21 protein-coding genes are annotated in these 26,350 nt (G+C 61.2%); 13 read left to right on the top strand and 8 right to left on the bottom strand.

From position 1 onward, the window contains the following. Positions 1 to 4: 4 nt before the first annotated feature. The 9 genes from murD (at position 5) to lpxC (ending at position 10,469) form a co-directional block, all read left to right on the top strand. Positions 5 to 1,351: a UDP-N-acetylmuramoyl-L-alanine--D-glutamate ligase gene (gene murD / locus ACM110_RS02150; protein ID WP_416126357.1), complete on the top strand. Its 1,347-nt coding sequence runs from the start codon at positions 5 to 7 to the stop codon at positions 1,349 to 1,351. After that, a complete protein-coding gene (ftsW, locus tag ACM110_RS02145; RefSeq protein ID WP_416126356.1) occupies positions 1,348 to 2,565 on the top strand; it encodes a putative lipid II flippase FtsW in 1,218 nt (405 codons plus the stop codon). The genes murD and ftsW overlap by 4 nt, the downstream gene beginning before the upstream one ends. Then, positions 2,555 to 3,625 carry an undecaprenyldiphospho-muramoylpentapeptide beta-N-acetylglucosaminyltransferase gene (murG, locus tag ACM110_RS02140; RefSeq protein ID WP_416126355.1) on the top strand — a complete coding sequence of 357 codons (1,071 nt, stop codon included), beginning with the start codon at positions 2,555 to 2,557 and terminating at the stop codon, positions 3,623 to 3,625. The genes ftsW and murG overlap by 11 nt, the downstream gene beginning before the upstream one ends. Then, positions 3,618 to 5,078 (top strand): UDP-N-acetylmuramate--L-alanine ligase, encoded by a 1,461-nt coding sequence (gene murC, locus ACM110_RS02135; RefSeq protein ID WP_416126354.1) that lies wholly within the window; start codon positions 3,618 to 3,620, stop codon positions 5,076 to 5,078. Before murG ends, murC begins: the two co-directional genes overlap by 8 nt. Next, a complete protein-coding gene (locus ACM110_RS02130) occupies positions 5,075 to 6,034 on the top strand; it encodes a D-alanine--D-alanine ligase (RefSeq protein WP_416126353.1) in 960 nt (319 codons plus the stop codon). Before murC ends, ACM110_RS02130 begins: the two co-directional genes overlap by 4 nt. A 4-nt stretch (positions 6,035 to 6,038) precedes the next feature. Beyond that, positions 6,039 to 6,905, top strand: a complete 867-nt coding sequence (locus ACM110_RS02125) for a cell division protein FtsQ/DivIB (protein WP_416126352.1) — start codon at positions 6,039 to 6,041, stop codon at positions 6,903 to 6,905. A gap of 15 nt (positions 6,906 to 6,920) precedes the next feature. Next, a complete protein-coding gene (gene ftsA / locus ACM110_RS02120; protein ID WP_338582907.1) occupies positions 6,921 to 8,180 on the top strand; it encodes a cell division protein FtsA in 1,260 nt (419 codons plus the stop codon). A 71-nt stretch (positions 8,181 to 8,251) separates the two neighbouring features. Further along, positions 8,252 to 9,445 (top strand): cell division protein FtsZ, encoded by a 1,194-nt coding sequence (gene ftsZ / locus ACM110_RS02115; RefSeq protein WP_416126351.1) that lies wholly within the window; start codon positions 8,252 to 8,254, stop codon positions 9,443 to 9,445. A 112-nt stretch (positions 9,446 to 9,557) separates the two neighbouring features. Further along, positions 9,558 to 10,469 (top strand): UDP-3-O-acyl-N-acetylglucosamine deacetylase, encoded by a 912-nt coding sequence (gene lpxC, locus ACM110_RS02110; protein WP_338582905.1) that lies wholly within the window; start codon positions 9,558 to 9,560, stop codon positions 10,467 to 10,469. A 110-nt stretch (positions 10,470 to 10,579) separates the two neighbouring features. Here lpxC and ACM110_RS02105 read toward each other — a convergent pair whose 3' ends face one another. The 7 genes from ACM110_RS02105 to ACM110_RS02075 form a co-directional block, all read right to left on the bottom strand. Continuing rightward, on the bottom strand, positions 10,580 to 12,076 hold the full coding sequence (locus ACM110_RS02105; RefSeq protein WP_416126350.1) for a diguanylate cyclase: 1,497 nt from the start codon (positions 12,074 to 12,076) through the stop codon (positions 10,580 to 10,582). Between the two features lie 200 nt (positions 12,077 to 12,276). Next, on the bottom strand, positions 12,277 to 12,501 hold the full coding sequence (locus ACM110_RS02100) for a hypothetical protein (RefSeq protein WP_416126349.1): 225 nt from the start codon (positions 12,499 to 12,501) through the stop codon (positions 12,277 to 12,279). A gap of 136 nt (positions 12,502 to 12,637) precedes the next feature. Further along, positions 12,638 to 14,002: a heavy metal sensor histidine kinase gene (locus ACM110_RS02095; protein WP_416126348.1), complete on the bottom strand. Its 1,365-nt coding sequence runs from the start codon at positions 14,000 to 14,002 to the stop codon at positions 12,638 to 12,640. Further along, the gene (locus ACM110_RS02090) at positions 13,992 to 14,669 is read right to left on the bottom strand and encodes a heavy metal response regulator transcription factor (protein ID WP_416126347.1); all 678 of its coding nucleotides are present in this window, start codon (positions 14,667 to 14,669) and stop codon (positions 13,992 to 13,994) included. Before ACM110_RS02090 ends, ACM110_RS02095 begins: the two co-directional genes overlap by 11 nt. A 9-nt stretch (positions 14,670 to 14,678) precedes the next feature. Next, the gene (locus ACM110_RS02085) at positions 14,679 to 17,792 is read right to left on the bottom strand and encodes a multidrug efflux RND transporter permease subunit (RefSeq protein ID WP_338582899.1); all 3,114 of its coding nucleotides are present in this window, start codon (positions 17,790 to 17,792) and stop codon (positions 14,679 to 14,681) included. Then, a complete protein-coding gene (locus ACM110_RS02080; protein ID WP_416126346.1) occupies positions 17,789 to 18,949 on the bottom strand; it encodes an efflux RND transporter periplasmic adaptor subunit in 1,161 nt (386 codons plus the stop codon). The genes ACM110_RS02085 and ACM110_RS02080 overlap by 4 nt, the downstream gene beginning before the upstream one ends. A 618-nt stretch (positions 18,950 to 19,567) precedes the next feature. After that, positions 19,568 to 20,536 carry a LysR family transcriptional regulator gene (locus tag ACM110_RS02075; protein ID WP_338582897.1) on the bottom strand — a complete coding sequence of 323 codons (969 nt, stop codon included), beginning with the start codon at positions 20,534 to 20,536 and terminating at the stop codon, positions 19,568 to 19,570. Positions 20,537 to 20,803: 267 nt separating this feature from the next. On the opposite strand from ACM110_RS02075, the gene ACM110_RS02070 reads away from it, so the two are divergent. The 4 genes from ACM110_RS02070 (at position 20,804) to ACM110_RS02055 (ending at position 25,689) form a co-directional block, all read left to right on the top strand. Next, on the top strand, positions 20,804 to 22,303 hold the full coding sequence (locus tag ACM110_RS02070; RefSeq protein WP_416126345.1) for an efflux transporter outer membrane subunit: 1,500 nt from the start codon (positions 20,804 to 20,806) through the stop codon (positions 22,301 to 22,303). Positions 22,304 to 22,441: 138 nt separating this feature from the next. Continuing rightward, positions 22,442 to 24,634: an FUSC family protein gene (locus ACM110_RS02065; protein ID WP_416126344.1), complete on the top strand. Its 2,193-nt coding sequence runs from the start codon at positions 22,442 to 22,444 to the stop codon at positions 24,632 to 24,634. Beyond that, a complete protein-coding gene (locus ACM110_RS02060; protein ID WP_338582894.1) occupies positions 24,624 to 24,824 on the top strand; it encodes a DUF1656 domain-containing protein in 201 nt (66 codons plus the stop codon). The genes ACM110_RS02065 and ACM110_RS02060 overlap by 11 nt, the downstream gene beginning before the upstream one ends. Before the next feature lie 7 nt (positions 24,825 to 24,831). Further along, complete coding sequence (locus tag ACM110_RS02055) at positions 24,832 to 25,689, top strand: efflux RND transporter periplasmic adaptor subunit (protein WP_416126343.1); 858 nt, start codon at positions 24,832 to 24,834, stop codon at positions 25,687 to 25,689. 133 nt (positions 25,690 to 25,822) lie between these two features. Here the strand turns inward: ACM110_RS02055 and ACM110_RS02050 are convergent, their stop codons facing one another. Next, positions 25,823 to 26,221, bottom strand: coding sequence for a DUF4440 domain-containing protein (locus ACM110_RS02050; RefSeq protein WP_338582892.1), 399 nt, complete (start codon positions 26,219 to 26,221; stop codon positions 25,823 to 25,825). Positions 26,222 to 26,350 lie beyond the last annotated feature (129 nt).

The following is a 26,350-nucleotide window of genomic DNA, read 5'->3' as shown; positions in this document are numbered from 1 at the left end:
ACTCGTGTCTCTGATCGCTTCTGACCACTTCCGCATCGTTGTCGGCCTCGGCAAGAGCGGCATGTCCCTGGTTCGCTTCCTGGCGAACCGGGGCGTGGCGTTTGCCGTGGCCGATACGCGGGAAAATCCACCGGAACTGGCCACGCTCAAGCGTGACTATCCGCACGTGGAAGTGCGTTGTGGCGAGCTGGACGTCGAATTCCTGTGCCGTGCCGACGAACTCTACGTGAGCCCCGGCCTGGCCCTCGCGACCCCGGCCTTGCAGGCTGCCGCTGCCCGTGGCGTGAAATTGTCCGGCGATATCGAGCTGTTCGCGCGTAACGCGAAGGCGCCGATCGTGGCCATCAGCGGTTCCAACGCAAAAAGCACCGTGACCACCCTGGTAGGCGAGATGGCGGCTGCGGCCGGCAAACGTGTCGCCGTCGGCGGTAATCTCGGCACGCCAGCGCTGGACCTGCTGAGCGACGACATCGAGCTGTACGTGATGGAGTTGTCGAGTTTCCAACTGGAAACCACCGACCAGCTCAACGCCGAAGTGGCGACCGTGCTCAACATCAGCGAAGACCACATGGACCGCTACAGCGGTCTGCCGGCTTATCACCTGGCCAAGCACCGGATCTTCCGTGGTGCCAAGCAGTTCGTGGTCAACCGTCAGGACGCCCTGAGCCGTCCGCTGATGGGCGAGGGCCAGCCGTGCTGGACCTTCGGTCTGACCAAACCGGATTTCAAGGCGTTCGGTATCCGTGAAGAAAACGGCGAGAAATACCTGGCCTTCGAATTCCAGAACCTGATGCCGGTGCGCGAGCTGAAAATTCGCGGTGCACACAACCAGTCCAATGCCCTCGCGGCGTTGGCGCTCGGTCATGCCGTCGGCCTGCCGTTCGACGCCATGCTCTCGGCCCTGCGCACCTTCGCCGGTCTCGAGCATCGCTGCCAATGGGTCCGTGACCTGGATGGCGTGGGCTATTACAACGACTCCAAAGCCACCAACGTTGGCGCCGCGCTGGCAGCCATCGAAGGCCTGGGCGCGGACATCGACGGCAAGGTCGTGCTGATCGCCGGTGGCGATGGCAAAGGTGCCGAGTTCAACGACCTGCGTGATCCGGTGGCGGCCAACTGCCGCGCCGTGATTCTCATGGGCCGCGACTCCGACAAGATCGGCGAGGCCATCGGCGATGCCGTACCGCTGATTCACGCTGGCTCATTGATTGAAGCCGTTGAGCAATGCCGCGCCGCTGCGCATCCGGGTGACGTGGTGCTGCTGTCGCCAGCCTGCGCCAGTTTCGACATGTTCAAGAACTACGAAGACCGTGGTCACCAGTTCGTCCAAGCTGTGGAGGAACTGGCATGAGCCTGATGAACATCATCAAGCCGTACCCATCGCCACTGATCACCGGGCGCGGTATCGACCTCGACTTCCCGATGCTCGCCGGGTGCCTGGCGTTGCTCGGCCTCGGGCTGATCATGATTGCCTCGGCCTCCACTGAAGTGGCCGCCGTGCAGTCGGGCAGCGCCCTGTATTACATGATTCGCCACCTTATCTATGTGGTGCTGGGGCTCGGTGCCTGCATCGTCACCATGATGATTCCGATCGCCACGTGGCAACGCCTGGGCTGGCTGATGCTGCTGGGCGCGTTCGGCTTGCTGGTGATGGTGATCATCCCCGGCATCGGCCGTGAAGTGAACGGTTCGATGCGCTGGATCGGTTTCAGTTTCTTCAACGTACAGCCGTCCGAAATCGCCAAGGTGTTCGTGGTGATTTACCTCGCCGGATATCTGGTGCGTCGCCAGAAAGAAGTGCGTGAAAGCTGGATGGGTTTCTTCAAGCCGTTCATCGTTCTGCTGCCAATGGCGGGCCTGTTGCTGATGGAGCCCGACTTCGGTGCCACCGTCGTAATGATGGGCGCAGCGGCGGCGATGCTGTTCCTCGGCGGGGTCGGCTTGTTCCGGTTCTCTCTGATGGTGGTGCTCGCGGTTGGCGCGGTGGTGCTGTTGATCCAGATGCAGCCGTATCGAATGGCGCGTCTGACCAACTTCGCCGACCCGTGGGCCGACCAGTTCGGTGCCGGCTATCAGCTGTCCCAGGCCTTGATCGCGTTCGGTCGCGGCGAGTGGCTGGGCGTTGGCCTGGGCAATAGCGTGCAGAAACAGTTCTACCTGCCGGAAGCGCACACCGACTTCGTGTTCTCGGTCCTGGCCGAAGAGTTGGGCGCCGTGGGTTCCTTGTGCACGGTCGCGCTGTTCGTCTTCGTCTGTATTCGCGGCATGTACATCGGTTTGTGGGCCGAGAAGGCCAAGCAGTTCTTCGCGGCTTATGTGGCCTACGGTTTGTCGTTCCTGTGGATCGGTCAGTTCCTGATCAATATCGGCGTGAACGTTGGCCTGTTGCCGACCAAGGGATTGACCTTGCCGTTCCTCAGTTATGGCGGCAGTTCGTTGGTGATTTGCTGTGCCTGTCTCGGCTTGTTGCTGCGCATCGAGTGGGAGAGTCGAACCCACCTGGGCAGTGAAGAGATGGAGTTCCATGAGAGCGACTTCGCCGAGGAGCCGAACCATGGGCGCTAACGTATTGATCATGGCTGGCGGCACTGGCGGCCACGTGTTCCCTGCGCTGGCCTGCGCCCGCGAGTTCCAGGCGCGCGGTTACACCGTGCATTGGCTGGGCACGCCGCGCGGCATCGAGAACGAACTGGTCCCGGCGGCCGGCATTGAGCTGCATCGGGTCAACGCCAGCGGTCTGCGGGGCAAGGGCAAATTGTCCCTGCTCAAGGCACCGTTCATGTTGCTCAAATCCGTATGGCAGGCGCGGGCGATCATTCGTCAGCTGCGCCCGGCCTGCGTGGTCGGCTTTGGTGGCTTTGTGACCGGTCCTGGCGGTGTTGCCGCCAAACTGGCCGGCGTGCCGGTGATCGTTCATGAACAAAACGCCGTGGCCGGTACCGCCAATCGGTTGCTGGTGCCGTTGGCCGCCCGAGTCTGTGAAGCGTTCCCCGACACCTTTACCCTGTCGAACAGCCGTCGGACCACCGGTAACCCGGTGCGCACCGAACTGTTCCTCGAAACACCGCGACCAGCCCTGGCCGGTCGCAAGGCGCGTTTGCTGATCCTTGGCGGAAGCCTTGGCGCAGAGCCGTTGAACAAGTTGCTGCCTGAAGCCCTGTCGCAAGTCGCCGTCGACCTGCGCCCGGACGTGTTCCATCAGGCCGGCAAAAACCATGATGAAGTGACTGCAGAGCGCTACCGCGCGGCTGGCGTCGAGGCGCAGGTGCAGCCCTTCATCAAAGACATGGCCCAAGCCTATGGCTGGGCCGACCTGGTGGTATGTCGCGCAGGTGCGCTGACCATCAGTGAACTGGCTGCCGCCGGTCTGCCCTCGATGCTGGTGCCTTTGCCCCATGCGATTGACGATCACCAGACCCGCAACGCCGATTATTTGGCCCGTGAAGGCGCAGCCTTCCTGATGCCGCAAAGAACGACTGGCGCAGCGGACCTTGCCGCGCGCCTGACAGAGGTCCTGATGCAACCGCAACGACTCGAAGAAATGGCCCAAGCGGCCCGCCGTCTGGCAAAACCCGATGCCACCCGTAACGTGGTTGATACCTGCCTGGAGGTGGCCCATGGTTGAGAATCAGAAAGCCATGCCGCAACCGGAAATGCGCCGCATCCGTCGTATCCACTTCGTTGGAATCGGCGGTGTGGGCATGTGCGGGATTGCCGAAGTGTTGTTGAACCTGGGCTATCAAGTGTCCGGTTCCGATCTGAAGGCTTCGCCGGTCACCGAGCGCCTGGAATCCTTTGGTGCGGAGATCTTCATCGGCCACCGTGCCGAGAACGCTGCCGCTGCTGACGTGCTGGTGGTGTCGAGCGCCGTAAACACGTCCAACCCGGAAGTTGCCACCGCGCTGGAACGCCGTATTCCTGTAGTGCCGCGTGCTGAAATGCTGGCTGAGCTGATGCGCTATCGCCACGGCATCGCCGTCGCCGGTACCCATGGCAAAACTACCACCACCAGCCTGATCGCTTCGGTATTCGCTGCCGGTGGGCTGGACCCGACGTTCGTCATCGGTGGCCGTCTGAATGCCGCGGGCACCAATGCCCAGCTCGGCACCAGCCGTTATCTGATCGCCGAAGCCGACGAAAGCGATGCCAGTTTCCTGCACCTGCAACCGCTGGTGGCCGTGGTCACCAATATCGACGCCGATCATATGGCGACCTACGGTGGTGACTTCAATGTACTGAAGAAAACCTTCGTCGAGTTCCTGCACAACCTGCCGTTCTACGGTCTGGCGGTGGTGTGCCTGGACGATCCGGTCGTGCGTGAAATCCTCCCGCAGGTCAAACGTCCGACGGTCACTTATGGCTTCGGCGACGACTGCGACGTACGCGCGATCAATGTGCGCCAGCAAGGCATGCAGACTTTCTTCACCGTGCTGCGTCCTGACCGCGAGCCGCTGGATGTCTCGGTGAACATGCCGGGCAACCACAACGTATTGAACGCACTGGCGACCATTTGCATCGCCACCGACGAGGGCGTCAGCGATGAAGCCATCGTCCAGGGCCTGTCCGGGTTCCAGGGTGTCGGCCGCCGCTTCCAGGTCTACGGCGAACTGCCGGTAGAGGGCGGCAACGTAATGCTGGTCGACGATTACGGTCACCACCCGACCGAAGTCGCCGCCGTGATCAAAGCCGTGCGCGGTGGCTGGCCGGATCGCCGACTGGTGATGGTCTACCAGCCGCACCGCTACAGCCGCACTCGCGATCTGTACGACGATTTCGTCAATGTACTGGCCGATGCCAACGTGCTGCTGCTGATGGAAGTCTATCCGGCGGGCGAAGAGCCGATTCCGGGTGCCGACAGCCGCAAGCTGTGCAACAGCATCCGCCAGCGCGGCCAGCTTGATCCGATCTACATCGAGCGTGGTGTCGACCTCGCGCCAGTGGTCAAGCCGCTGCTGCGTGCCGGCGACATCCTGCTGTGCCAGGGCGCCGGTGATATCGGCGGCCTCGCGCCAAAACTGTTGAAAAGTGAGTTGTTCGCCGGTGCGGTTGCCGCGCCGGAGAAGGGGAAGTTGAAATGACTGCTGCCTACGCCAACCTCGTCTCCACGATCGCGCCGAAAGATTTCGGCCGCGTCGCCGTGCTGTTCGGCGGCAAGAGTGCCGAGCGCGAAGTGTCCCTGAAGTCGGGTAACGCTGTTCTCGACGCGCTGCAAAGCGCGGGCGTGGACGCGTTCGGCCTCGACGTCGGTGATGACCTGCTGCAGCGTCTGCAGAGTGAAAAGATCGACCGCGCCTTCATCATCCTCCACGGTCGTGGCGGTGAAGACGGCAGCATGCAGGGCCTGCTCGAATGCCTGGGTATTCCTTACACCGGCAGCGGCATCCTCGCCTCGGCACTGGCCATGGACAAGCTGCGCACCAAGCAGGTCTGGCACAGCCTCGGGATTCCGACGCCGCGTCACGCCGTGCTGCGCAGCGAGGCCGATTGTATTTCGGCAGCGACGGAACTGGGCTTCCCTTTGATCGTCAAACCGGCGCATGAAGGTTCAAGTATCGGGATGGCCAAAGTGACTTCCGCGCCGGAATTGATCGACGCATGGAAAGCGGCCAGTACCTACGATTCGCAAGTGTTGGTTGAGCAATGGATTCAAGGTCCGGAGTTCACCATCGCCACCCTGCGAGACCAGGTGTTGCCTCCAATCGCCCTGGGCACGACGCACAGTTTCTACGACTACGACGCCAAGTACATCGCCAACGATACCCAGTACCGCATTCCGTGCGGGCTGGACAGCGCCAAGGAAAAGGAACTCATGGACCTCACGGCGAAAGCCTGTGAGGCGCTGGGTATCGCCGGTTGGGGCAGGGCGGACGTGATGCAGGACGCCGACGGGCAGTTCTGGTTCCTGGAAGTCAACACGGCGCCGGGCATGACCGATCACAGCCTGGTGCCGATGGCGGCCCGTGCTGCCGGTCTGGATTTCCGGCAACTGGTCCTGGCCATCCTGGCCGCCAGTGTTGAAGAGTCGAGAGGTTAAGACCATGCACGGCGCTCAAGTCCGACATCAGCCACCCGTACCCGGCCGCAAGCCGGTGCCGCGGGGTGCCAGCCGAATGGTGGCCAAAGAGCCGATGTCTGCGCGCCTGCCGAAAGCCAATTTCGGTTTTCTGAAAAGCCTGTTCTGGCCGGTGTTGCTGGTGGCATTGGGGTTCGGTACTTACGAAGGTGCACAGCGATTGCTGCCGTACGCCGACCGGCCGATCACCAAGATCAACGTGCAGGGCGACTTGAGTTACATCAGCCAGCAAGCGGTGCAGCAGCGGATTGCCCCGTACGTGGCGTCGAGCTTCTTCACCGTCGACCTGGCGAGCATGCGCTCGGAGCTGGAACAGATGCCATGGATTGCCCACGCCGAAGTGCGTCGGGTATGGCCGGATCAAGTGGTCATCCGCCTGGAAGAACAACTGCCGGTGGCCCGCTGGGGCGACGAGTCGCTGTTGAACAACCAGGGCCAGGCGTTCACCCCGCGTGAGCTGGCGAACTACGAACACCTGCCACAGCTGTTCGGCCCACAACGGGCCCAGCAGCAAGTGATGCAGCAATACCAGGTCCTGAGCCAGATGCTCAGGCCAATGGGCTTCTCGATTGCGCGCCTGGAGTTGCGTGAGCGAGGCAGCTGGTTCCTGACCACTGGCCCCGGCAGCGCGGGCCCCGGAATCGAACTGCTGCTGGGACGCGGCAACCTGGTGGAAAAGATGCGCCGCTTCATTGCCATCTATGACAAGACGCTCAAAGAACAGATTACGAACATTGCGCGCATCGATCTGCGCTACGCCAACGGCCTCGCTGTTGGCTGGCGGGAACCTGTAGCGCCCACGACAGCCCAACCCGCTGTCGCGAAGAATTAAGAAGAGGCAGGACCCATGGCAAACGTGCAAAGCGGCAAAATGATCGTCGGTCTCGATATCGGCACCTCCAAAGTGGTGGCGCTGGTGGGCGAGGTCGGGGACGACGGCACGCTGAATATCGTCGGGATCGGTACCCATCCGTCCCGTGGCCTGAAGAAAGGCGTGGTGGTGAACATCGAGTCCACCGTGCAGTCGATCCAGCGCGCGATCGAAGAAGCGCAGCTGATGGCTGGTTGCCGCATTCACTCGGCATTTGTCGGCGTGGCCGGCAATCACATCCGCAGCCTGAACTCCCACGGCATCGTGGCGATTCGTGATCGCGAAGTCAGCTCTGCCGACCTCGAGCGCGTGCTCGATGCCGCCCAGGCTGTGGCGATCCCGGCTGACCAGCGCGTGCTGCACACCCTGCCGCAGGATTACGTGATCGATAACCAGGAAGGCGTCCGCGAGCCACTGGGCATGTCCGGCGTACGCCTGGAAGCCAAGGTTCACGTGGTCACCTGCGCTGTCAACGCCGCACAGAACATTGAAAAATGCGTGCGTCGCTGCGGTCTGGAAATCGACGACATCATTCTCGAGCAACTGGCTTCGGCCTACTCGGTACTGACCGACGACGAGAAAGAACTGGGCGTGTGCCTGGTGGACATCGGTGGCGGCACCACCGACATCGCGATCTTCACCGAAGGCGCGATCCGTCACACCGCAGTGATCCCGATTGCGGGCGACCAGGTGACCAACGACATCGCCATGGCGTTGCGCACTCCGACCCAGTACGCCGAAGAAATCAAGATTCGCTACGCCTGCGCCCTGGCCAAACTGGCCGGTGCCGGTGAAACCATCAAGGTGCCAAGCGTTGGCGACCGTCCACCGCGCGAGCTGTCCCGTCAGGCCCTGGCCGAAGTGGTCGAGCCGCGTTACGACGAGCTGTTCACGCTGATCCAGGCCGAACTGCGTCGCAGCGGCTACGAAGACCTGATCCCGGCCGGCATCGTGCTGACCGGCGGTACGTCGAAGATGGAAGGCGCCACCGAACTGGCCGAGGAAATCTTCCACATGCCGGTACGCCTGGGCGTGCCTCACGGCGTGAAGGGCCTGGATGACGTGGTCCGCAACCCGATTTATTCCACTGGTGTTGGCCTGTTGATGTACGGCCTGCAGAAGCAATCCGACGGCATTTCGTTCTCGGGCATCGGCAGTCGCGACAGCTACAGCAACGAAGAGCCGAAAGGCGCCTTGCTCGATCGCATCAAGAGCTGGGTCCAGGGCAATTTCTGAAGATTTACCGCAGCACCGTTGTAGATACACGCAGTAGGCGAAAAAACTAGAGAACGTAAAGGAGAGGGAAAATGTTCGAACTCGTAGACAACATCCCCGCAAGCCCGGTCATTAAGGTTATCGGTGTTGGCGGAGGCGGCGGCAACGCTGTCAACCACATGGTCAAGAGCAACATTGAAGGCGTTGAGTTCATCTGCGCCAACACTGATGCCCAGGCGCTGAAGAGCATCAGCGCGCGGACCATCCTGCAACTGGGTACCGGTGTGACCAAAGGTCTGGGCGCCGGCGCCAACCCTGAAGTAGGTCGTCAGGCCGCTCTCGAAGACCGTGAGCGCATTGCCGAAGTCCTGCAGGGCACCAACATGGTGTTCATCACCACTGGCATGGGCGGTGGTACCGGTACCGGTGCTGCGCCGATCATTGCCGAAGTGGCCAAGGAAATGGGGATCCTCACCGTTGCGGTGGTGACCCGTCCGTTCCCGTTCGAAGGCCGCAAGCGCATGCAGCTGGCCGACGAAGGTATTCGTCTGCTGTCTGAAAGCGTCGACTCGTTGATCACCATTCCCAACGAGAAGCTGCTGACCATCCTCGGTAAAGACGCCAGCCTGCTGTCGGCTTTCGCCAAGGCTGACGATGTACTGGCCGGTGCCGTTCGCGGTATCTCCGACATCATCAAGCGTCCGGGCATGATCAACGTCGACTTTGCCGACGTACGGACCGTGATGAGCGAAATGGGCATGGCGATGATGGGCACTGGCTGCGCCAGCGGTCCGAACCGTGCACGTGAAGCGACTGAAGCGGCCATCCGCAACCCGTTGCTCGAAGACGTGAACCTGCAAGGCGCACGCGGCATCCTGGTGAACATCACCGCCGGTCCTGACCTGTCCCTGGGTGAGTACTCCGACGTGGGTAGCATCATCGAAGCCTTCGCTTCCGAGCATGCTATGGTCAAGGTCGGTACCGTTATCGATCCGGACATGCGCGACGAGCTGCACGTGACTGTCGTTGCGACCGGTCTGGGCGCTAAAATCGAGAAGCCTGTTAAGGTCATCGACAATACCGTTCACACTTCGATGGCTTCGCAGCCACAACAACAAGCCCCTGTTCGTCAGGAAGCTCCAACGGTGAACTACCGCGACCTGGACCGTCCGACCGTCATGCGCAACCAGGCTCAGGCCGGTGCTGCGGCTGCCGCGAAGATGAATCCGCAAGACGATCTGGATTACCTGGACATCCCGGCTTTCCTGCGTCGTCAGGCCGATTGATGAAATGTATCAGGGCTATGAAGGTGATTGGTGTTCAGCAAAGGCGTGGTCTGCTATCATCGCCAGCCTTTGTTGATACCAGTTCGCAATTTGCGCTGAAGCGGCCCAAGCCATGATTAAACAACGCACACTGAAAAATATTATCCGTGCCACAGGTGTAGGTCTGCACTCCGGGGAGAAGGTCTACCTGACCCTCAAGCCTGCGCCTGTCGACACCGGCATCGTGTTTGTTCGTGCCGACCTGGACCCTGCGGTGCAGATTCCTGCCCGCGCGGAAAACGTTGGTGAAACCACGATGTCGACCACGTTGGTCAACGGTGACACCAAAGTGGATACGGTGGAGCACTTGCTCTCGGCCATGGCTGGCCTGGGCATCGATAACGCCTACGTCGAGCTCTCCGCGTCCGAAGTCCCGATCATGGATGGCAGCGCTGGACCCTTCGTATTTCTGATTCAGTCGGCTGGCCTGGAAGAACAGGACGCCGCCAAGAAGTTCATCCGCATCCTGCGTGAAGTGACAGTGGAAGACGGCGACAAGCGCGCCACTTTCGTCCCTTTCGAAGGTTTCAAGGTGAGCTTCGAGATCGATTTCGATCACCCGGTTTTCCGTGACCGCACACAAAGTGCAAGCGTGGATTTTTCCAGCACTTCGTTCGTAAAAGAAGTCAGCCGCGCCCGTACCTTTGGTTTCATGAGTGACATCGAGTACCTGCGCAAGCACAACCTCGCACTCGGCGGCAGCGTTGAAAACGCTATCGTGGTTGATTCGGACGGTGTACTGAACGAAGACGGCCTTCGTTATGAAGACGAATTCGTGAAGCACAAGATTCTCGATGCAATTGGTGACCTCTACCTGCTGGGCAATAGCCTGATTGGTGAGTTCAAGGGCTTCAAGTCCGGCCACGCACTGAACAACCAGCTGCTGCGCAAGTTGATTGAGCAGACAGATGCCTGGGAAGTCGTGACGTTCGAAGATGCCAGCACTGCACCGATCTCTTACATGCGCCCTGTTGCGGCCGTGTAAGTAAAAAACCTCTCTAGTTTTTTAAAGGCTACCTTCGGGTGGCCTTTTTTTATGCCTCCGGGCTTAAAAGATCGCAGCCTTCGGCAGCTCCTACATTGGAAGGGATTCTCTCATCCAACCACCCGATTCCGCCCCCTTTCCTTGGCCTGATACAGCGCCTTGTCCGCCAAAAACAGTAATTGCTCCAGGCTGATGTCGCTCGCGGTGTTCCAGGTGCTGATGCCAATGCTCACTGTCATCGGCGATTCATCAGGCGCCAACAAGGGCAGTTGCTCCACCTGCGCACGGATATGCTCGGCGATCTGCCGCGCGCCTTCATGGCCGGTTTCCGCCAGGATCACCGAAAACTCCTCGCCGCCGTAGCGGGCCACCAGATCTGTGGGGCGGTGCACGTTGGCGCCAATGACCTCGGCCAGTGAACGCAGTGCTTCGTCTCCGGCCTGGTGGCCGTGACGGTCGTTGAACGCCTTGAAGTGATCGGCATCGATCATCAGCACCGACATCGGTTTGCCCGACCGCTGGGCCCGAAACCATTCGTGGCGCAGGGTCTGATCGAGGGTTCGCCGGTTGGCCACGCCGGTCAAGGCATCGGTGGCCGCCAGTTGCGCCAACTCTTGCTCGGCGTTATAGCGCAGACGCAGCTCGCGGCAGAGCAGCCAGGTCAGCCACAGCAACGCGATGCAGAGGATGCCGGTGGCGCCGCTGATCACAATGGCGGTGCGGTTCCAGGTGGCGAACACCTCATCACCGGACAGGGCGACGATAACCGTCAGCGGCAAGTTGCCGACCCGGCTGAAGGTGTACAGGCGTTGGTGCTCGTCGACACTGGATACGCTATCGAAGCTGCCACTGCCCTCACGCAACATGCGAACGACGTTGGGCCGGGTGGCGAAGCTTTTGCCGATCGAGTTGCCTTCCAGAAAAGGTTTTTGCGCCAGCAGGACACCGTCGTCGTTGATGATGGCCAGCGTGCTGCCGGTGCCGATGTCCAGGCTGTTGAACAACTGATCGAAGTAAGCCAGGCGCATCGAAGCCACCGCCACACCTAAAAACTCCCCCGTGGGCGAAGAGATGCGCCGACTGAAGCTGATTTGCCATTCGTCGCTGTAGGCACAGTCGCAGCGAGGTTTGAACGGCCGGCTGATGAACATGCCACTGTCGCGGTTGAAGGCATGGGCGAGGAAATAATCGCGATCAGCGAAGTTGCCCGGTTTGGGGTCGATCAACGACGAGTCGGCCAGCACCTCGCCGTGCTTGTCCAGCAACAGGATGTCGCCCTTGTAGCGGGCCGTGGTGGAACGGTCGAAGAGCACCAGATGGCGAATCTGCGCTGAAACCTGTTTAAGGTCGTCCCGTTGCGCAGCGGCGATCAGGCCTTGCAGGGTCAGGTCGTAGAGTTCCACCGTGCGCAGCACGTCGGCGTCGATCAATTGTGCGACGGTGGTTGCGCTGCGAGTGGCTGCTTGTTGGGCATTGGCGTGTTCGCGGATCAGCAAAAAGGTCACGATGCTGAGAATCGCGATGACCGTCAGGCTGCTGCCGAGGATGACCAGGATCTCGGGCCGTCCGGTGCTGCCTGAAGGGGGTGGGGTACGGCGTTCGGTCATGGGGCTGATGTCTGCTGGAATGACTGGGTAAGCGTAGTCCCATAACCCTAGCAGCCGGCGGCCATCGTTGCGGCATTTGCAATGAACAACAGCTAAGTCAAAACGAAAAAAAGCCGCTGATGGCAGCGGCTTGGCGGACAACTTTCCAAGGGGAAGAGCCGATGAAAAGTGTCGAGGGAAACTGGAGCGAGGTGCAGCAATCAGCTGTCTTTCAGGGCCTGGGTCTGGTCCTGAGCGCTGGATGCTTGCGGGGCCTGGGTGGCTTCCTGGGCTTTGGCGGTCATCTCGATCTGCTGCTCTTCGAAAGCGGCGGCGCGTGCAGTGTTGTGCGCGACGAAGGCCTGCGACTCTTCAGCCATGGCGAACGGAGACAGGAACAAAGAGGACAAAACGAAAGCGCTGGCAATACCCATACTGTTGGACATCTTTAAAACCTTCTTGCTTGGCAAGTGCTGTTTGGTGCAGGCAAAGATAGGGATGTCGGGCGCCGGGAAAAAGAGCGGATTCATGAAAGGACTGTTACGCAAAAAGCAAAGATCGTCCGAACGCGGCCCGAACCTGTCAGACAGGCAGATGGATACCGAAGGTGTTCATTCCATGGTCACTGCGCACAAACACATCGCCGCCGTGCATCAACGCAATCGCCTTGACGATCGCCAGCCCCAGACCGTGATTGTTGCCGCTGTTGCTACGCGAAGCGTCGACACGGTAGAAGCGTTCGAACAGGCGCGGCAGGTGCTCGCTGGCAATCGGCAATCCGGGGTTGGCGACACCAATACTGACCTGATGCTCCTCGGCTTCGATGCGTACCTGAATCACTTGCCCGGGCTCGGTGTGCTGCACCGCGTTGCTCAACAGATTGATCAGCGCCCGGCGCAGATGCGCGATCTCGATTCGCACCTGGGCATCACCGCTGACCTGCACCTCGACCCGAGCGTCTTCGAGAATGAAGTCCAGGTATTCCAGGGTCGTCGCCACCTCATCAGCCAACGAAGTGGACGTCAGCTTGGTGGCCTTGCTGCCCTGGTCGGCACTGGCGAGGAACAGCATGTCGTTGATGATCGAGCGCAGCCGTTCAAGCTCTTCGAGGTTCGATTGCAGCACCTCGAAGTAATGTTCGGCGGAACGTCCGCGAGTCAGCGCCACCTGGGTCTGGCCGATCAGGTTGGTCAACGGCGAACGCAGTTCATGGGCGACATCGGCGTTGAACGATTCCAGCCGCGAGTAGGCCTGTTCGACCCGCTCCAGCGTGGAGTTGAACGAGTTGACGAACTGATTCAGTTCCGGCGGCAACGGCGACAGTCGCAAGCGCCCCGAGCGCAACGGCGGGGCCAGCCGCTGGGCTTCATGGGACAGTTTGATCAACGGTTTGAGGCCGATCCGTGCCACCCAATACCCCAACGCGGAAGCCATCAGCACGCCGACAATCGCCAGTGCAATCAGGGCGATCAGCAGTTGATGTTGCGTCTGGTGAAAGGTCTCGGTGTCGATGCCGATCATGAAGCGCAGCGGCGGGCGCTGGTCCTTGGCCGGGAACTGGCTGACCAGCACTTTCAGCGGGTAGGGCTGATCCGGCAGTTGCATGTCGCGCATGCCCAGCGGCCCGTCGGCAAATGCGCGGATCTGCGGCGTCGGGTTGCCGTATTCGTAGTGCGGATCGCCGCTGACGATCCAGAAACTGATGCGCTTGTCTTCTTCGCCGAGCAACTTGAGCTTGTTGTTGATTTTCACCCAATGCTCGGGCGTGCCGTAACGGCCGACGGTGGATTCGAGCACGCTGTAACGCGCGTCCAGTTCCGCTTCGGGCAACAAGCCAAGCCCCTTGTCGACCTGTTGGTAGAGCGCCCAACCGATCAACAAAAACACCAATAGCGCCACCAGCGTGAACATCCCGCTCAGGCGCAGCGCAATCGAGTTACTGGACACCACGGCTCTCCAGCACATAACCCATGCCCCGGATCGTGTGCAGCAATTTCTCTTCGAACGGCCCGTCGAGCTTGGCCCGCAGGCGTTTGATCGCCACTTCGACGACGTTGGCGTCGCTGTCGAAATTGATGTCCCAGACCATCTCGGCAATCGCCGTTTTCGAGAGGATTTCACCCTGACGTCGGGCCAAAACGCTGAGCAGCGAGAACTCTTTGGCGGTCAGGTCCAGACGCGCGCCCGCGCGGGTCGCCTTGCGGCTGATCAAATCGATCCACAGGTCGGCGATGCTCACTTGCACCGGTTCATGACCGCCGCTGCGGCGGGTCAGCGCTTGCAGGCGCGCCACCAGTTCAAGGAAGGAAAACGGCTTGCCGAGGTAATCGTCGGCGCCGTCGCGCAGGCCTCTGATGCGGTCTTCGACACGCTCGCGGGCGGTGAGCATGATCACCGGGGTTTGCTTGCGTGCACGAAGCGCGCGCAGCACGCCAAAGCCATCGAGGCCCGGCAACATCACGTCGAGGACGATCACCGCGTAGTCGCTTTCCAGCGCCAGGTGCAGGCCCTCGACCCCATCGCGGGCGAGGTCCACGGTGTAACCCTGTTCCGTCAGGCCGCGGTGCAGATAGTCCGCGGTTTTTTCTTCGTCTTCGATAATCAGAACGCGCATGACCCCGCCTCAGTCTGTGGTCGCCAGCGCCGGCACGGGCGGAGGCGCTGGTGAGAGAGTGTGCCGATGAAATAATCGCTCCAGCCATAAGTATATGACCGGCGTGGTGAACAGCGTCAGCGCCTGGCTCACCAGCAAGCCGCCGACCACCGCGATCCCCAAGGGTTGGCGCAGTTCGGCGCCGGTGCCATAGCCGAGCATCAGCGGCAGGGCGCCGAGCAGGGCGGCGAGGGTGGTCATGATGATCGGCCGGAACCGCGTGATACAGGCCTTGAAGATCGCCTCCTCCGGCGACAAGCCTCCGTTGCGCTGCGCTTCGAGGGCGAAGTCGATCATCAGGATGCCGTTCTTCTTCACGATACCGATCAGCAACACCAGCCCGATCAGCGCCATGATCGAAAAATCCTGGCCGCAGATCCACAACATGATCACCGCGCCGAGGCCGGCCGAAGGCAGCGTCGAAATGATCGTCAGCGGATGTACGAAGCTCTCGTAGAGCACGCCGAGAATGATGTACACCGCCACCAGCGCCGCCAGAATCAGCCACGGCTGACTGGCCAGCGAACTCTGGAACGCCTGCGCCGCGCCCTGGAAATTACCGCTGATGGCCGCCGGCATGCCGATGTCGGCCTTCGCCTGATTGAGCATGATCACCGCATCACCCAACGCTACGCCGGGCGCCAGGTTGAACGACAGGTTGGCGGCGGGGAACATGCCGTCGTGGGCGATGGACAGCGGGCCGATGGTCGGCGCATCGAATTTGGCCAGCGCCGACAGCGGCACCATCTCGCCGCTCAGGGGCGAGCGCAGGTAGAAATAGTTGAGACTTTCGGCCTTGCCGCGCTGCTTGGTGTCCAGTTCCAGGATTACGTTGTACTGGTTGATCTGGGTCTGGAATTCGTTGATCTGGCGCTGGCCGAATGCATCGTACAGCGCTTCGTCGACATCGCTGGCGGTCAGGCCGAAACGGGCCGCGGCGCTGCGGTCGATGCTGATGTGAGTGATGCTGCCGCCCAGTTGCAGGTCATTGGAAATATCGCGGAACGCCGGATTGGCCCGCAGTTTTTCCGTCAGGCGCTGGGTCCAGGTGCTGAGGGTCGGGCCATCGTTGCTCTTGAGCACGTATTGATACTGGGCGCGGCTCGGACCGGAGCTGAGGTTGATGTCTTGGCCAGCACGCAGGTACAGGACGATGCCCGGTACTTTCATCAATTGCGGGCGAATCCGGTCGATGAACTGGCTGGCCGAGACATCGCGGTCGCCACGCTTTTTCAGAGTGATCCAGAACCGGCCGTTGGCGATGGTCTGGTTACTGCCGGACACACCGACCGAGTGCGAGAAGGTTTCGACCGCAGGGTCGGCGGCGACGATTTCGGCCATCGCCAAGTGTTTTTTCACCATGTCGCCGTAGGAAATATCGGCGGCGGCTTCGGTGGTGCCGAGGACGAAACCGGTGTCCTGAATCGGGAAGAAACCCTTGGGAATGAAGATGTAGCCAGCGACGGCCAAAGCCAGCGACACAGCGAACACGCCGATCATGGTTTTCTGGTGGGCGAGGGCGCGGCGCAGGCCTTTTTCGTACCACGCCAACAGGCGTTCACCGAAGCCCGGTTTGTCGTGGGCGTGATGCACCGGCGCACGCATGAACAGCGCGGCCAGGGTTGGCGCCAATGTCAGCGAGACCACCACCGAAATCATGATGGTCGAGGTGGCGGTCAGGGCGAATTCCTTGAACAGCCGCCCGACCACGCCGCCCATGAACAGCAGCGGAATGAACGCCGCTACCAGCGAGAAACTGATCGACACCACGGTAAAACCGATTTCCCCGGCGCCTTTGATCGCCGCCTCGCGCATGCCATCACCGGCCTCCAGGTGGCGGTGAATGTTTTCCACCACCACGATCGCATCGTCGACCACAAACCCCACGGCCACCACGATCGCCACCAGCGTCAGGTTATTCAGGCTGAAACCCATCACATACATCAGGGCAAAACTGGCGATCAGCGACACGCCGAGTACCGCCGATACGATCAACGTGGCCGACAGTTGACGCAGGAACAACGCCATCACCGCCACCACCAGCATGACGGCAATCAACAGGGTGATTTCCACTTCATGCAAGGACGCGCGGATGGTCTGGGTGCGGTCGATCAGCACCTTGACCTGCACCGAGGCAGGCAGCATCGCTTCCAGCCCCGGCAGTGCCGCCTGAATGCGATCCACGGTCTCGACGATGTTGGCGCCGGGCTGGCGGAAGATCACCAGGTTCACGCCCGGCTGTGAGCCGGCCCAAGCCTGCACGTAGGCATCTTCCGAACCGTTGACGACTTTGGCGACATCCTTGAGGTGAACCGGTGCGCCATCCTTGTAGGAAACGATCAGCTGGCTGTATTCGTCGGGATGGAACAGTTGATCGTTGGTCGAAAGCGTTGAAATGCTCGACTCGCCGTACAGCGCACCTTTGGCCAGATTGAGGCTGGTTTGCTGGATCGCCAGTCGAATGTCGGCGAGGGTAAGGCCGATCGCCGCCAGTTTATCGGCTGATACCTGGACACGAATCGCCGGACGTTGCTGACCGGTAATGGCGACCTGTCCTACACCGTCGACCTGACTGAGCTGACGGGACAACAGGGTTTCGGTCAGGTCGCTCAGCTCCGGGCCGGGCATCAGCGAGGAGTTGACGCTGAGGATCAGCACCGGGCTGTCGGCCGGGTTGACCTTGCGCCAGGTCGGCAGGTTTGGCATGTCCTTGGGCAGCTTGCCGGCGGCGGTGTTGATCGCGGCCTGCACTTCCTGAGCGGCGGTGTCGATGCTCTTGTCGAGCGTAAATTGCAGGGTCAGGTTGGTCGAGCCGAGCGCACTGCTCGACGTCATTTGAGTCACGCCGGGGATGGCGCTGAATTGCACTTCGAGGGGGGTGGCGACCGACGATGCCATGGTTTCCGGGCTGGCGCCGGGCAGTTGTGCGGCGACCTGGATGGTCGGGAATTCGGCTTCCGGCAGCGGCGCGATGGGCAGCCGCGGGAAGGCGATTGCGCCCAGCAGCACCAAGGCAAAGGTCAGGAGAATGGTCGCCACCGGGTGATCGATGCACCAGGCCGAAACCGAACCATGGCCCTTCATGGCGCCGACTCCGATTGCACCACTTGCGGCGGATCGGTCAGCACCTGCACCGTCGAGCCGGGCTTGAGTCGCGACTGACCGTCGCTGACCAACTTATCCCCAGGCTGCACGCCTTTGATGATGTTCTGGCCGCTGTCCTGATAGACCATTTGCACCGGCACGGTTTCGACTTTGTCGCCATTGAGGCGGTAGACGAAATGCTGGTCGAGACCACGTTGTACGACGTTGGGCGGTACGACCAGCGCATCTTTATCCAGCGCGGTCTGAATCTTTACCGTCACCAGCAGGCCCGGCCAGAGCTTCTGCCCAGCGTTATTGAATTCGGCCTTGGCGCGGATGGTGCCGGTGTTGGCGTTGATCTGGTTGTCGATCAGGGTCAGGTGGCCTTCGCCCAGCAGGTTGCCGGTTTCGCCGTCGGTGTCGGCACCGATGTAGGCCTTTACCTGAGCGTGTTGCGGATCGCTGATCAAGCCTTGCAGGGTGGGCAACATTTGCTGCGGCAGGGAGAACTCGACGGCGATCGGGTCGATCTGGGTGACGGTGAACAGGCCCTGAGTGTCGGTCATGCGCAGGAAGTTGCCCTCATCCACGGTACGAATGCCGACGCGACCCGTGACCGGGGAGCGAATCTGCGTGTAGGACAGTTGCACCTGGGCGGCATCAATCGAAGCCTGATTGCCTTGGGCGGTGGCCTTGAGTTGGTTGACCAGCGCTTGTTGCTGGTCGTAGGTCTGTTTGGAAACGCCGTCGTCGACGCTCAGAAGTTTGTAGCGCTTTAGGTTGACCAGCGCCACTTGCAGTTGCGCCTGGCTTTCGCCGAGTTGTGCCTGGGCCTGATCGAGGCTGGCGCGGATCGAGCGGTCGTCGATGGTGGCCAGCAGGTCGCCTTTTTTCACCAGTTGGCCTTCCTTGACCATGATTTTGGTGAGGATGCCGTCGATTTGTGGGCGGACGACGACGCTGTGCAGGGACAGGACCGAGCCGATGCCGCTAACGAAGCGGGGGACGTCTTTTTCAGCGACGCTGACCACGCGCACGGGGATGGCGGTGGGCGCGGCGAGTTTTGCCTTGGCGGGTTTGGTGGCGTACCACAGGCCCAGCGCTGCCAGGATGATCAGGAGGGCGACGAGCAGGGCGGGTTTTTGCTGGATTCGCATGCGAGTGGGGCGCCAGGGCTGGTTTTTGGTCGAAAGGTATTTTCCTTTATAAACCTGTTTGGGGGTCGGGAAGGTGACTGCTAACTGACGGCGCTGTCAGTTTGGGCCTTGGCGGGCTTGGCGGCCTTATAGCCGACCAGGCGCTTTTGGATTTGGGTACATATCCGTTTCTTCGGTAACGGCGGCTGGCGGTTTCGCCCTTACGGCGACTCACTTTTTTGACAAACGCCTCAAAAAAGTAAGCAAAAAAACGCTCGCCCCTTACGTACGGCACCTCGCTAGAGCTCGGTGTTCCTTCGCTCCGGCATTCATCCGGGGGCATCGCCTCCGGTTGACGGACAGGCTCAGGGCGTGATGGGGCGGGTGGATCAAAAGCGGCAGGCGAGCTAACGCTCGGCCTGTTGAGTGGTGAAAAGCGTGGGTGTACGCCGCTCCATTGTGGGAGCTGGCTTGCCAGCGATGGCGGCCTGCCAGTCGACCAATTTCTTGCAGGTGCATGCAAATCAACTGTAGGAGCGAGCCTGCTCGCGATGGACGTTAACGATAACGCGGCAAACCTGATTCACCTCGGTGCCCTCAGGTTCTTCGCGAGCAGGCTCGCTCCTACAGGTATGCGACTCAATTCGCCACCCGAACCCCACCCAGACTCCCGCTTAATTCGTACGCCGCCAATTCCGCCTGATGCGCGGCCAACAACTCCGGCAGCGACCCCCGCAGGTATTCAACCCAGGTCTTGATCTTCGCATCCAGATATTGCCGCGAAGGGTAGATCGCATACAGGTTCAGTTCCTGCGAGCGGTATTTGGGCATGACGCGCACCAGCGTGCCGTCGCGCAAGCCGTCGATCGCTGCGTACAGCGGCAGCACGCCAACGCCCATGCCGCTGGTGATCGCTGATTTCATCGCGTCGGCGGAGTTCACCAGGAACGGTGAGCTGTTGATGGTGACCATTTCCTGGCCATCGGGGCCGTCGAAGGCCCATTTTTCCAGGGGGATGACCGGGCTCACCAGGCGCAGGCAGGCGTGGTTGAGCAGGTCGCTGGGTTTTTGTGCGCAGCCGTTGGCTTTGACGTAGGCCGGGGAGGCGCAAACGATGCTGTAGGTGATGCCCAGGCGCTGGGAGACGAAGCCCGAGTCCGGCAGTTCGCGGGCCAGGACGATGGACACGTCGTAACCCTCGTCCAGCAAGTCCGGTACGCGGTTGGCCATGGTCAGGTCGAAGGTCACGTCCGGGTGGGTCTTGCGGTAGCGGGCGATGGCGTCGATCACGAAGTGCTGACCGATGCCGGTCATGGTGTGCACTTTCAGTTGGCCGGCCGGACGTGCGTGGGCGTCGCTGGCTTCGGCTTCGGCTTCTTCGACGTAGGCCAGGATCTGCTCGCAGCGCAGCAGGTAGCGCTTGCCGGCTTCGGTCAGGGCGATGCGTCGGGTCGTTCGGTTGAGCAGACGGGTTTGCAGGTGGGCTTCCAGGTTGGAGACCGCGCGCGAGACGTTGGCGGTGGTGGTGTCCAGTTGCACGGCGGCGGCGGTGAAGCTGCCGGCTTCGGCCACGTAACTGAAGGCGCGCATGTTTTGCAAAGTGTCCATGGGGTGCTCTCGGGTTCGATGACAAATTGTGACACGAAGTTTCAGAGTCTGAGACCCCGACCAAGGGATTATCTCGTTAACGGTAACAAAGATTCACAGGAATCCCAGCTTATCGCCTACACCGCCCACCCATAGAATTGCGCCGATCCCTGTAGGAGCTGCCGCAGGCTGCGATCTTTTGCTTTTTGTTTTCTAAAGCAAGATCAAAAGATCGCAGCCTGCGGCAGCTCCTACAGGGTATTCCCTCCATCTCAGGAATCTTCAGCAGTGCCGCGTCGCATCAGCAGAGCGCTTCAGCCGCTCAGTGTTTTGGCTTTATCCCTGGCAATCGGCGGCTGCATCGGAACCGGAGGTATTGCCCCGCAGGGCAAGGCGCTGGAGGCCAGTTCTCTGGCCACCGACGAAGCCATCCAGAGCGCCGCCCAGGATGCGCATTGGCCCACCGCGCAATGGTGGCAGGCTTACGGCGATCCGCAACTGAACCGCTGGATCGAGCTCGCGCTGCAAGGCAGTCCGACCATGGCCATGGCCGCCGCACGGGTTCGGCAGGCGAAGTCGATGGCCGGTGTTGCCGAAGCGGCCGAATCATTGCAGATCAACGGCGAGTCCACGTTAAAGCGCCATAACTGGCCCACCGATCAGTTCTACGGGCCGGGCGATCTGGCCAACACCACGACCTGGGACAACAACGCCGCGCTGGGCTTCAGTTATGCGCTTGACCTCTGGGGCCGCGAAAGCAATGCCACCGAGCGTGCCGTGGACATGGCCCACATGAGCGTCGCCGAAGCGCGTCAGGCCCAGCTCGAATTGCAGAACAACATCGTGCGCGTCTACATCGAACTGTCGTTGCATTACGCACAGCGGGACATCGTCGAAGCGACTTTGCAGCAGCAACAGCAGATTCTTGAATTGGCGCAGAAACGCTTGAACGGCGGCATCGGCACTCATTTCGAGGTCAGTCAGGCCGAGACACCGCTGCCGGAAACCCACCGACAAATCGATGCACTGGATGAAGAAATCGCCCTGAGCCGCAACCAACTCGCCGCGCTCGCTGGAAAAGGGCCGGGGGACGGTGCGCAGTTGCAACGGCCGACGCTGTCATTGGCCGCCGCGTTGAAACTGCCGTCGTCGTTGCCCGCACAATTGCTCGGTCAACGTCCGGACGTGGTCACCAGTCGTTGGCAAGTGGCGGCGCAGGCACGGGGCATCGATGTGGCCCATGCCGGTTTTTATCCCAACGTCGATCTGGTTGGCAGCCTCGGCTACATGGCAACCGGCGGCGGGGCGCTGGAGTTTTTGACCGGCAAGAAACTCAATTACAGCGTCGGCCCGGCGATTTCCTTGCCGATCTTCGACGGCGGGCGTTTGCGCTCGGAGCTGGGTGAAGCCTCGGCCGGGTATGACATCGCCGTCGCGCATTACAACCAGACCCTGGTCAACGCGCTGAAAAACATCTCTGACCAGCTGATCCGCCGCGAGTCGATGGACAAGCAGCAAACCTTCGCCGCCGAGTCGGTGGCCACCGCGCAGAAGACTTATGACATCGCGATGATCGCCTACCAGCGCGGCCTCACCGATTACCTCAACGTGCTGAACGCCCAGACGTTGTTGTTCAAACAGCAGCAAGTGCAGCAGCAGGTGCAGGCGGCGCGTTTGAGTGCCCACGCCGAATTGGTGACGGCCCTCGGCGGTGGACTGGGTGCCGGCAACGATGTGCCGAAAGCCGAACAAACCCAGCCACCGAAAACCCCGGTTCTGCTGAGGTGAATGTAGTACCTGTGGGAGCCAGCCTGCTGGCGATGAGGTCGGCACATCCAACATGGGTGTGGACTGATACACCACTATCGCCAGCAGGCTGGCTCCCACAGGGTCCGGGTTTTTTCGAATTTTGATGAGCAGGATTTCATGACTTCCTTGCCCGCACATTTGCGCTGGCTGTATTCCCTTGAATGGCGCCGGGGTTTCTTTGACTGGGCACGCAGCGACGGCGTGACCTGGGTGTACATTTTCAAGGTGTTGATCGCGGCGTTTCTCACGTTGTGGCTGGCCATGCGCCTGGAGTTGCCGCAGCCGCGCACGGCGATGATTACTGTGTTCATCGTCATGCAGCCGCAAAGCGGTCAGGTGTTCGCCAAGAGTTTCTATCGCTTCCTCGGCACCTTGGCCGGGTCGGCGGTGATGGTGGCGTTGATTGCATTGTTCGCGCAGAACACCGAACTGTTTCTCGGCTCGCTGGCGATCTGGGTTGGCATCTGCACGGCCGGCGCGACGCGCAGTCGTAATTTCCGCGCCTATGGTTTTGTTCTGGCCGGTTACACCGCCGCAATGGTCGGACTGCCAGCGCTGGCGCATCCCGACGGTGCCTTCATGATGGCGGTCTGGCGAGTGCTGGAAATCTCCCTGGGGATTCTCTGCTCGACCCTGGTCAGCGCCGCGATCCTGCCGCAATCCGCCAGCGCCGCCATGCGCAATGCCTTGTATCAGCGCTTCGGCGTGTTCGCCTTGTTCGTCACCGACGGCTTGCGCGGCCGCAGTCGGCCGGAGGCCTTCGAAGCCAGCAACGTGCGTTTCATCGCTGAGGCCGTAGGCCTGGAAGGATTGCGCAGCGTCACCGTGTTCGAAGACCCGCACATGCGTCGACGCAACGGTCGGCTCAGTCGTTTGAACAGCGAGTTCATGGGCATCACCACCCGTTTCAACGCCTTGCACCAGTTGCTGGAGCGCCTGCGCAGCAGCGGCACCGATCATGCGGTGGCGGCGATCAAACCGGGTTTGCAGGATCTGGCCGAACTGCTCGATGGCTTCAGCGGCCGCGCCCTGACCAGCGCCGATGCCGCGCGGCTGGTCACGACGCTGACGGCTTACAAGGAAGGTTTGCCGGCGCGGGTGCGCAGCCTGCGGGCGATGTTCCAGGAGAGCGATCCGAGCGACGCCGAGCTGCTGGATTTTCACACTGCTTATGAACTGCTCTATCGCTTTGTCGATGACCTGCACAGTTATGCACAGACCCACGCGTCCCTGGCCGATCACAGCCATGCGCGCGAGCAATGGGACGAGCCGTTCACCCCGCAAACCAACTGGATGGCTGCTGCGGCGTCGGGGATTCGCGCGGCGTTCATCCTCGTTGTATTGGGCAGTTACTGGGTGGCCACGGCGTGGCCGAGCGGGGCGACCATGACCCTGATCGCGGCCGCCACCGTGGGCTTGTCTGCTGCTACGCCGAACCCCAAGCGCATGGCGTTCCAGATGGCGTGCGGCACGTTACTCGGGGCGCTGATCGGCTTCGTCGAGATGTTCTTCATCTTTCCGTGGATCGACGGTTTTCCGTTGCTGTGCGTGATGCTCGCGCCGGTCATCGTGCTGGGTTCGTTCCTGGCGTCGCGGCCGCAATACGCCGGGGTCGGGCTCGGTTTGCTGATCTTCTTCAGCACCGGTTCGGTGCCGGACAACCTGACCGTCTACAACCCCTACACCTTCATCAACGACTACATCGCCATGGTGCTCGGCATGCTGGTGTGCGCGGCGGCCGGGGCGATCATTCTGCCGCCCAACAGTCGCTGGCTATGGCGCCGGCTTGAGCAGGATTTGCGCGGTCAGGTGGTGTACGCCATCAGTGGCAAGCTCAAGGGCCTGGCGTCGAGTTTCGAAAGTCGCACTCGCGACCTGGTGCATCAGGCCTACGGCTTTGCGGCGGGACAACCGCAAGTGCAGCGCAACCTGCTGCGCTGGATGTTCGTGGTGCTGGAGGTCGGACACGCGATCATCGAGTTGCGCAAGGAACAAGCGATTTTGCCGGTGCATCCGGCCTATGCCGAATCCCAGCCGTGGCGCCAGTCGATCCGGGTGATGGGGCGCTCGCTGGTGCGGCTTTTCCTGCAACCGAACGCGAGCAATCTCGAGCGCGCATTGGTCGCTGTCGATCACGCCATCAGCCGCGTGCAGTCCACCGACGAACCCTTTGCCCCGCACTTCGACACCTCGGCGTTGCGTCGGGTGAAGAGCTACCTGCACTTCATCCGCACCTCGTTGCTCGACCCGCAATCGCCGCTTGCCGCCTACGCCATTGCCAAGCCTGAAGGACTTGAACATGCCCCGTGAAATCGCCTTCCACGGCGTGTACATGCCGACCATGACCCTGATGTTTTTGATTGCCGCGGTGGTGGCCTGGGCGCTGGACCGGTTCCTGTCCGGCTTCGACCTGTACCGCTTCTTTTGGCACCCGGCGCTGCTGCGCCTGAGTCTGTTTACCTGTCTGTTCGGCGCCATGGCGCTGACTGTCTACCGTTGAGGCCCTGATGAAAAAGTTTTTCAGCCTGCTCGCGACCCTGCTGGTGCTGGCGCTGGCGATATGGATCGGCCGGACCTTGTGGGTGCATTACATGGAAACCCCGTGGACCCGCGACGGCCGCGTGCGCGCCGACATCATCAACGTCGCCGCCGACGTCACCGGCGAAGTGGTGAACGTACCGGTGCGCGACAACCAACTGGTGAAGAAGGGCGATTTGCTGATGCAGATCGATCCCGAGCACTACCGCCTTGCGGTGAAGCAGGCGCAAAGCCTGGTGGCATCGCGCAAGGCGACCTGGGAGATGCGCAAGGTCAACGCCCACCGTCGCGCCGACATGGACAACCTGGTGATCTCCAGGGAGAACCGCGACGACGCCAGCAACCTCGCCGACTCGGCACTGGCCGATTACCAGCAGGCACAAGCGCAACTGGAAGCCGCCGAGCTCAACCTCAAACGCACTGAGGTGCGCGCAGCAGTGGACGGCTACGTGACCAACCTCAATGTGCATCGCGGCGACTATGCGCGCATCGGCGAGGCGAAAATGGCTGTGGTCGACATGAATTCGTTCTGGGTCTACGGCTTCTTCGAAGAAACCAAACTGCCCCACGTGCGCGTCGGAGATCAGGCCGACATGCAACTGATGAGCGGTGAAGTGCTCAAGGGCCATGTGGAAAGCATTTCGCGCGGCATCTACGACCGCGACAACCCGGAGAGCCGCGAACTGATCGCCGACGTGAACCCGACATTCAACTGGGTACGCCTGGCGCAGCGGGTGCCGGTGCGCATTCGCATCGATGAAGTGCCGGAGGGCGTGCTGTTGGCGGCGGGGATTACTTGTACGGTGGTGGTTAAACAAGCGTTGTAGCAGCTGCCGAGCTTGCGAGGCTGCGTTCGGCTGCGAAGCAGTCGTCGAAGTGTTCGTACAGGTAGATGGGATTTTGCGAGGACTGCGTCCTCGAACGCAGCCTCGCAGGCTCGGCAGCTGCTACAAGCGGGGTTCACTCCTTGCAAAACGTCTCATGCAAGTGCCGCCAGATCACGCGGCCATCCGCCTGTTTTTCGAACACGACGGTGGAGCGGCGATCCGAGTGCAACCCGGTGGCATCGGTCTGTTGTTCGCGATAACTCACGGTCGCACCACCGTCGTACAGCGCAATGCCGCGCAACTCGCTGAGTTCGATGCGAAAGCCGAGTTTCTTGCCGCCCGCCAGCGTGAACAACTCGTTCAGCGCAGCAAAATCCAGCACCCGGCCCAATGGCGAAACCATGGAAAACTGCGGCGAGAATCGCGTCAGCAGTTGTTCCAGTTCAGATGCGTCGCGTTCCTCGGCCAGCCATTGTTCGATGGCGACGTGGGCCTGGATCACTTCGTCGAAGTATTCGGTGTAGTCGGTCATGTTGATACCTGAAATTCTGTGGTGTCTGTTAGGGCGCCATCGCGGGCAAGCCTTGCTCCTACAGGCCATACGCAAGTTTTGGGATCGCGCTAATCCTGTAGGAGCAAGGCTTGCCCGCGATTGGGTCAA

The organism is Pseudomonas sp. NFX98, assembly GCF_047784845.1.
Taxonomy (GTDB): domain Bacteria; phylum Pseudomonadota; class Gammaproteobacteria; order Pseudomonadales; family Pseudomonadaceae; genus Aquipseudomonas.
Note: the sequence above shows the minus strand (reverse complement) of the source record. Positions and strands in the feature narration are given on the sequence as shown.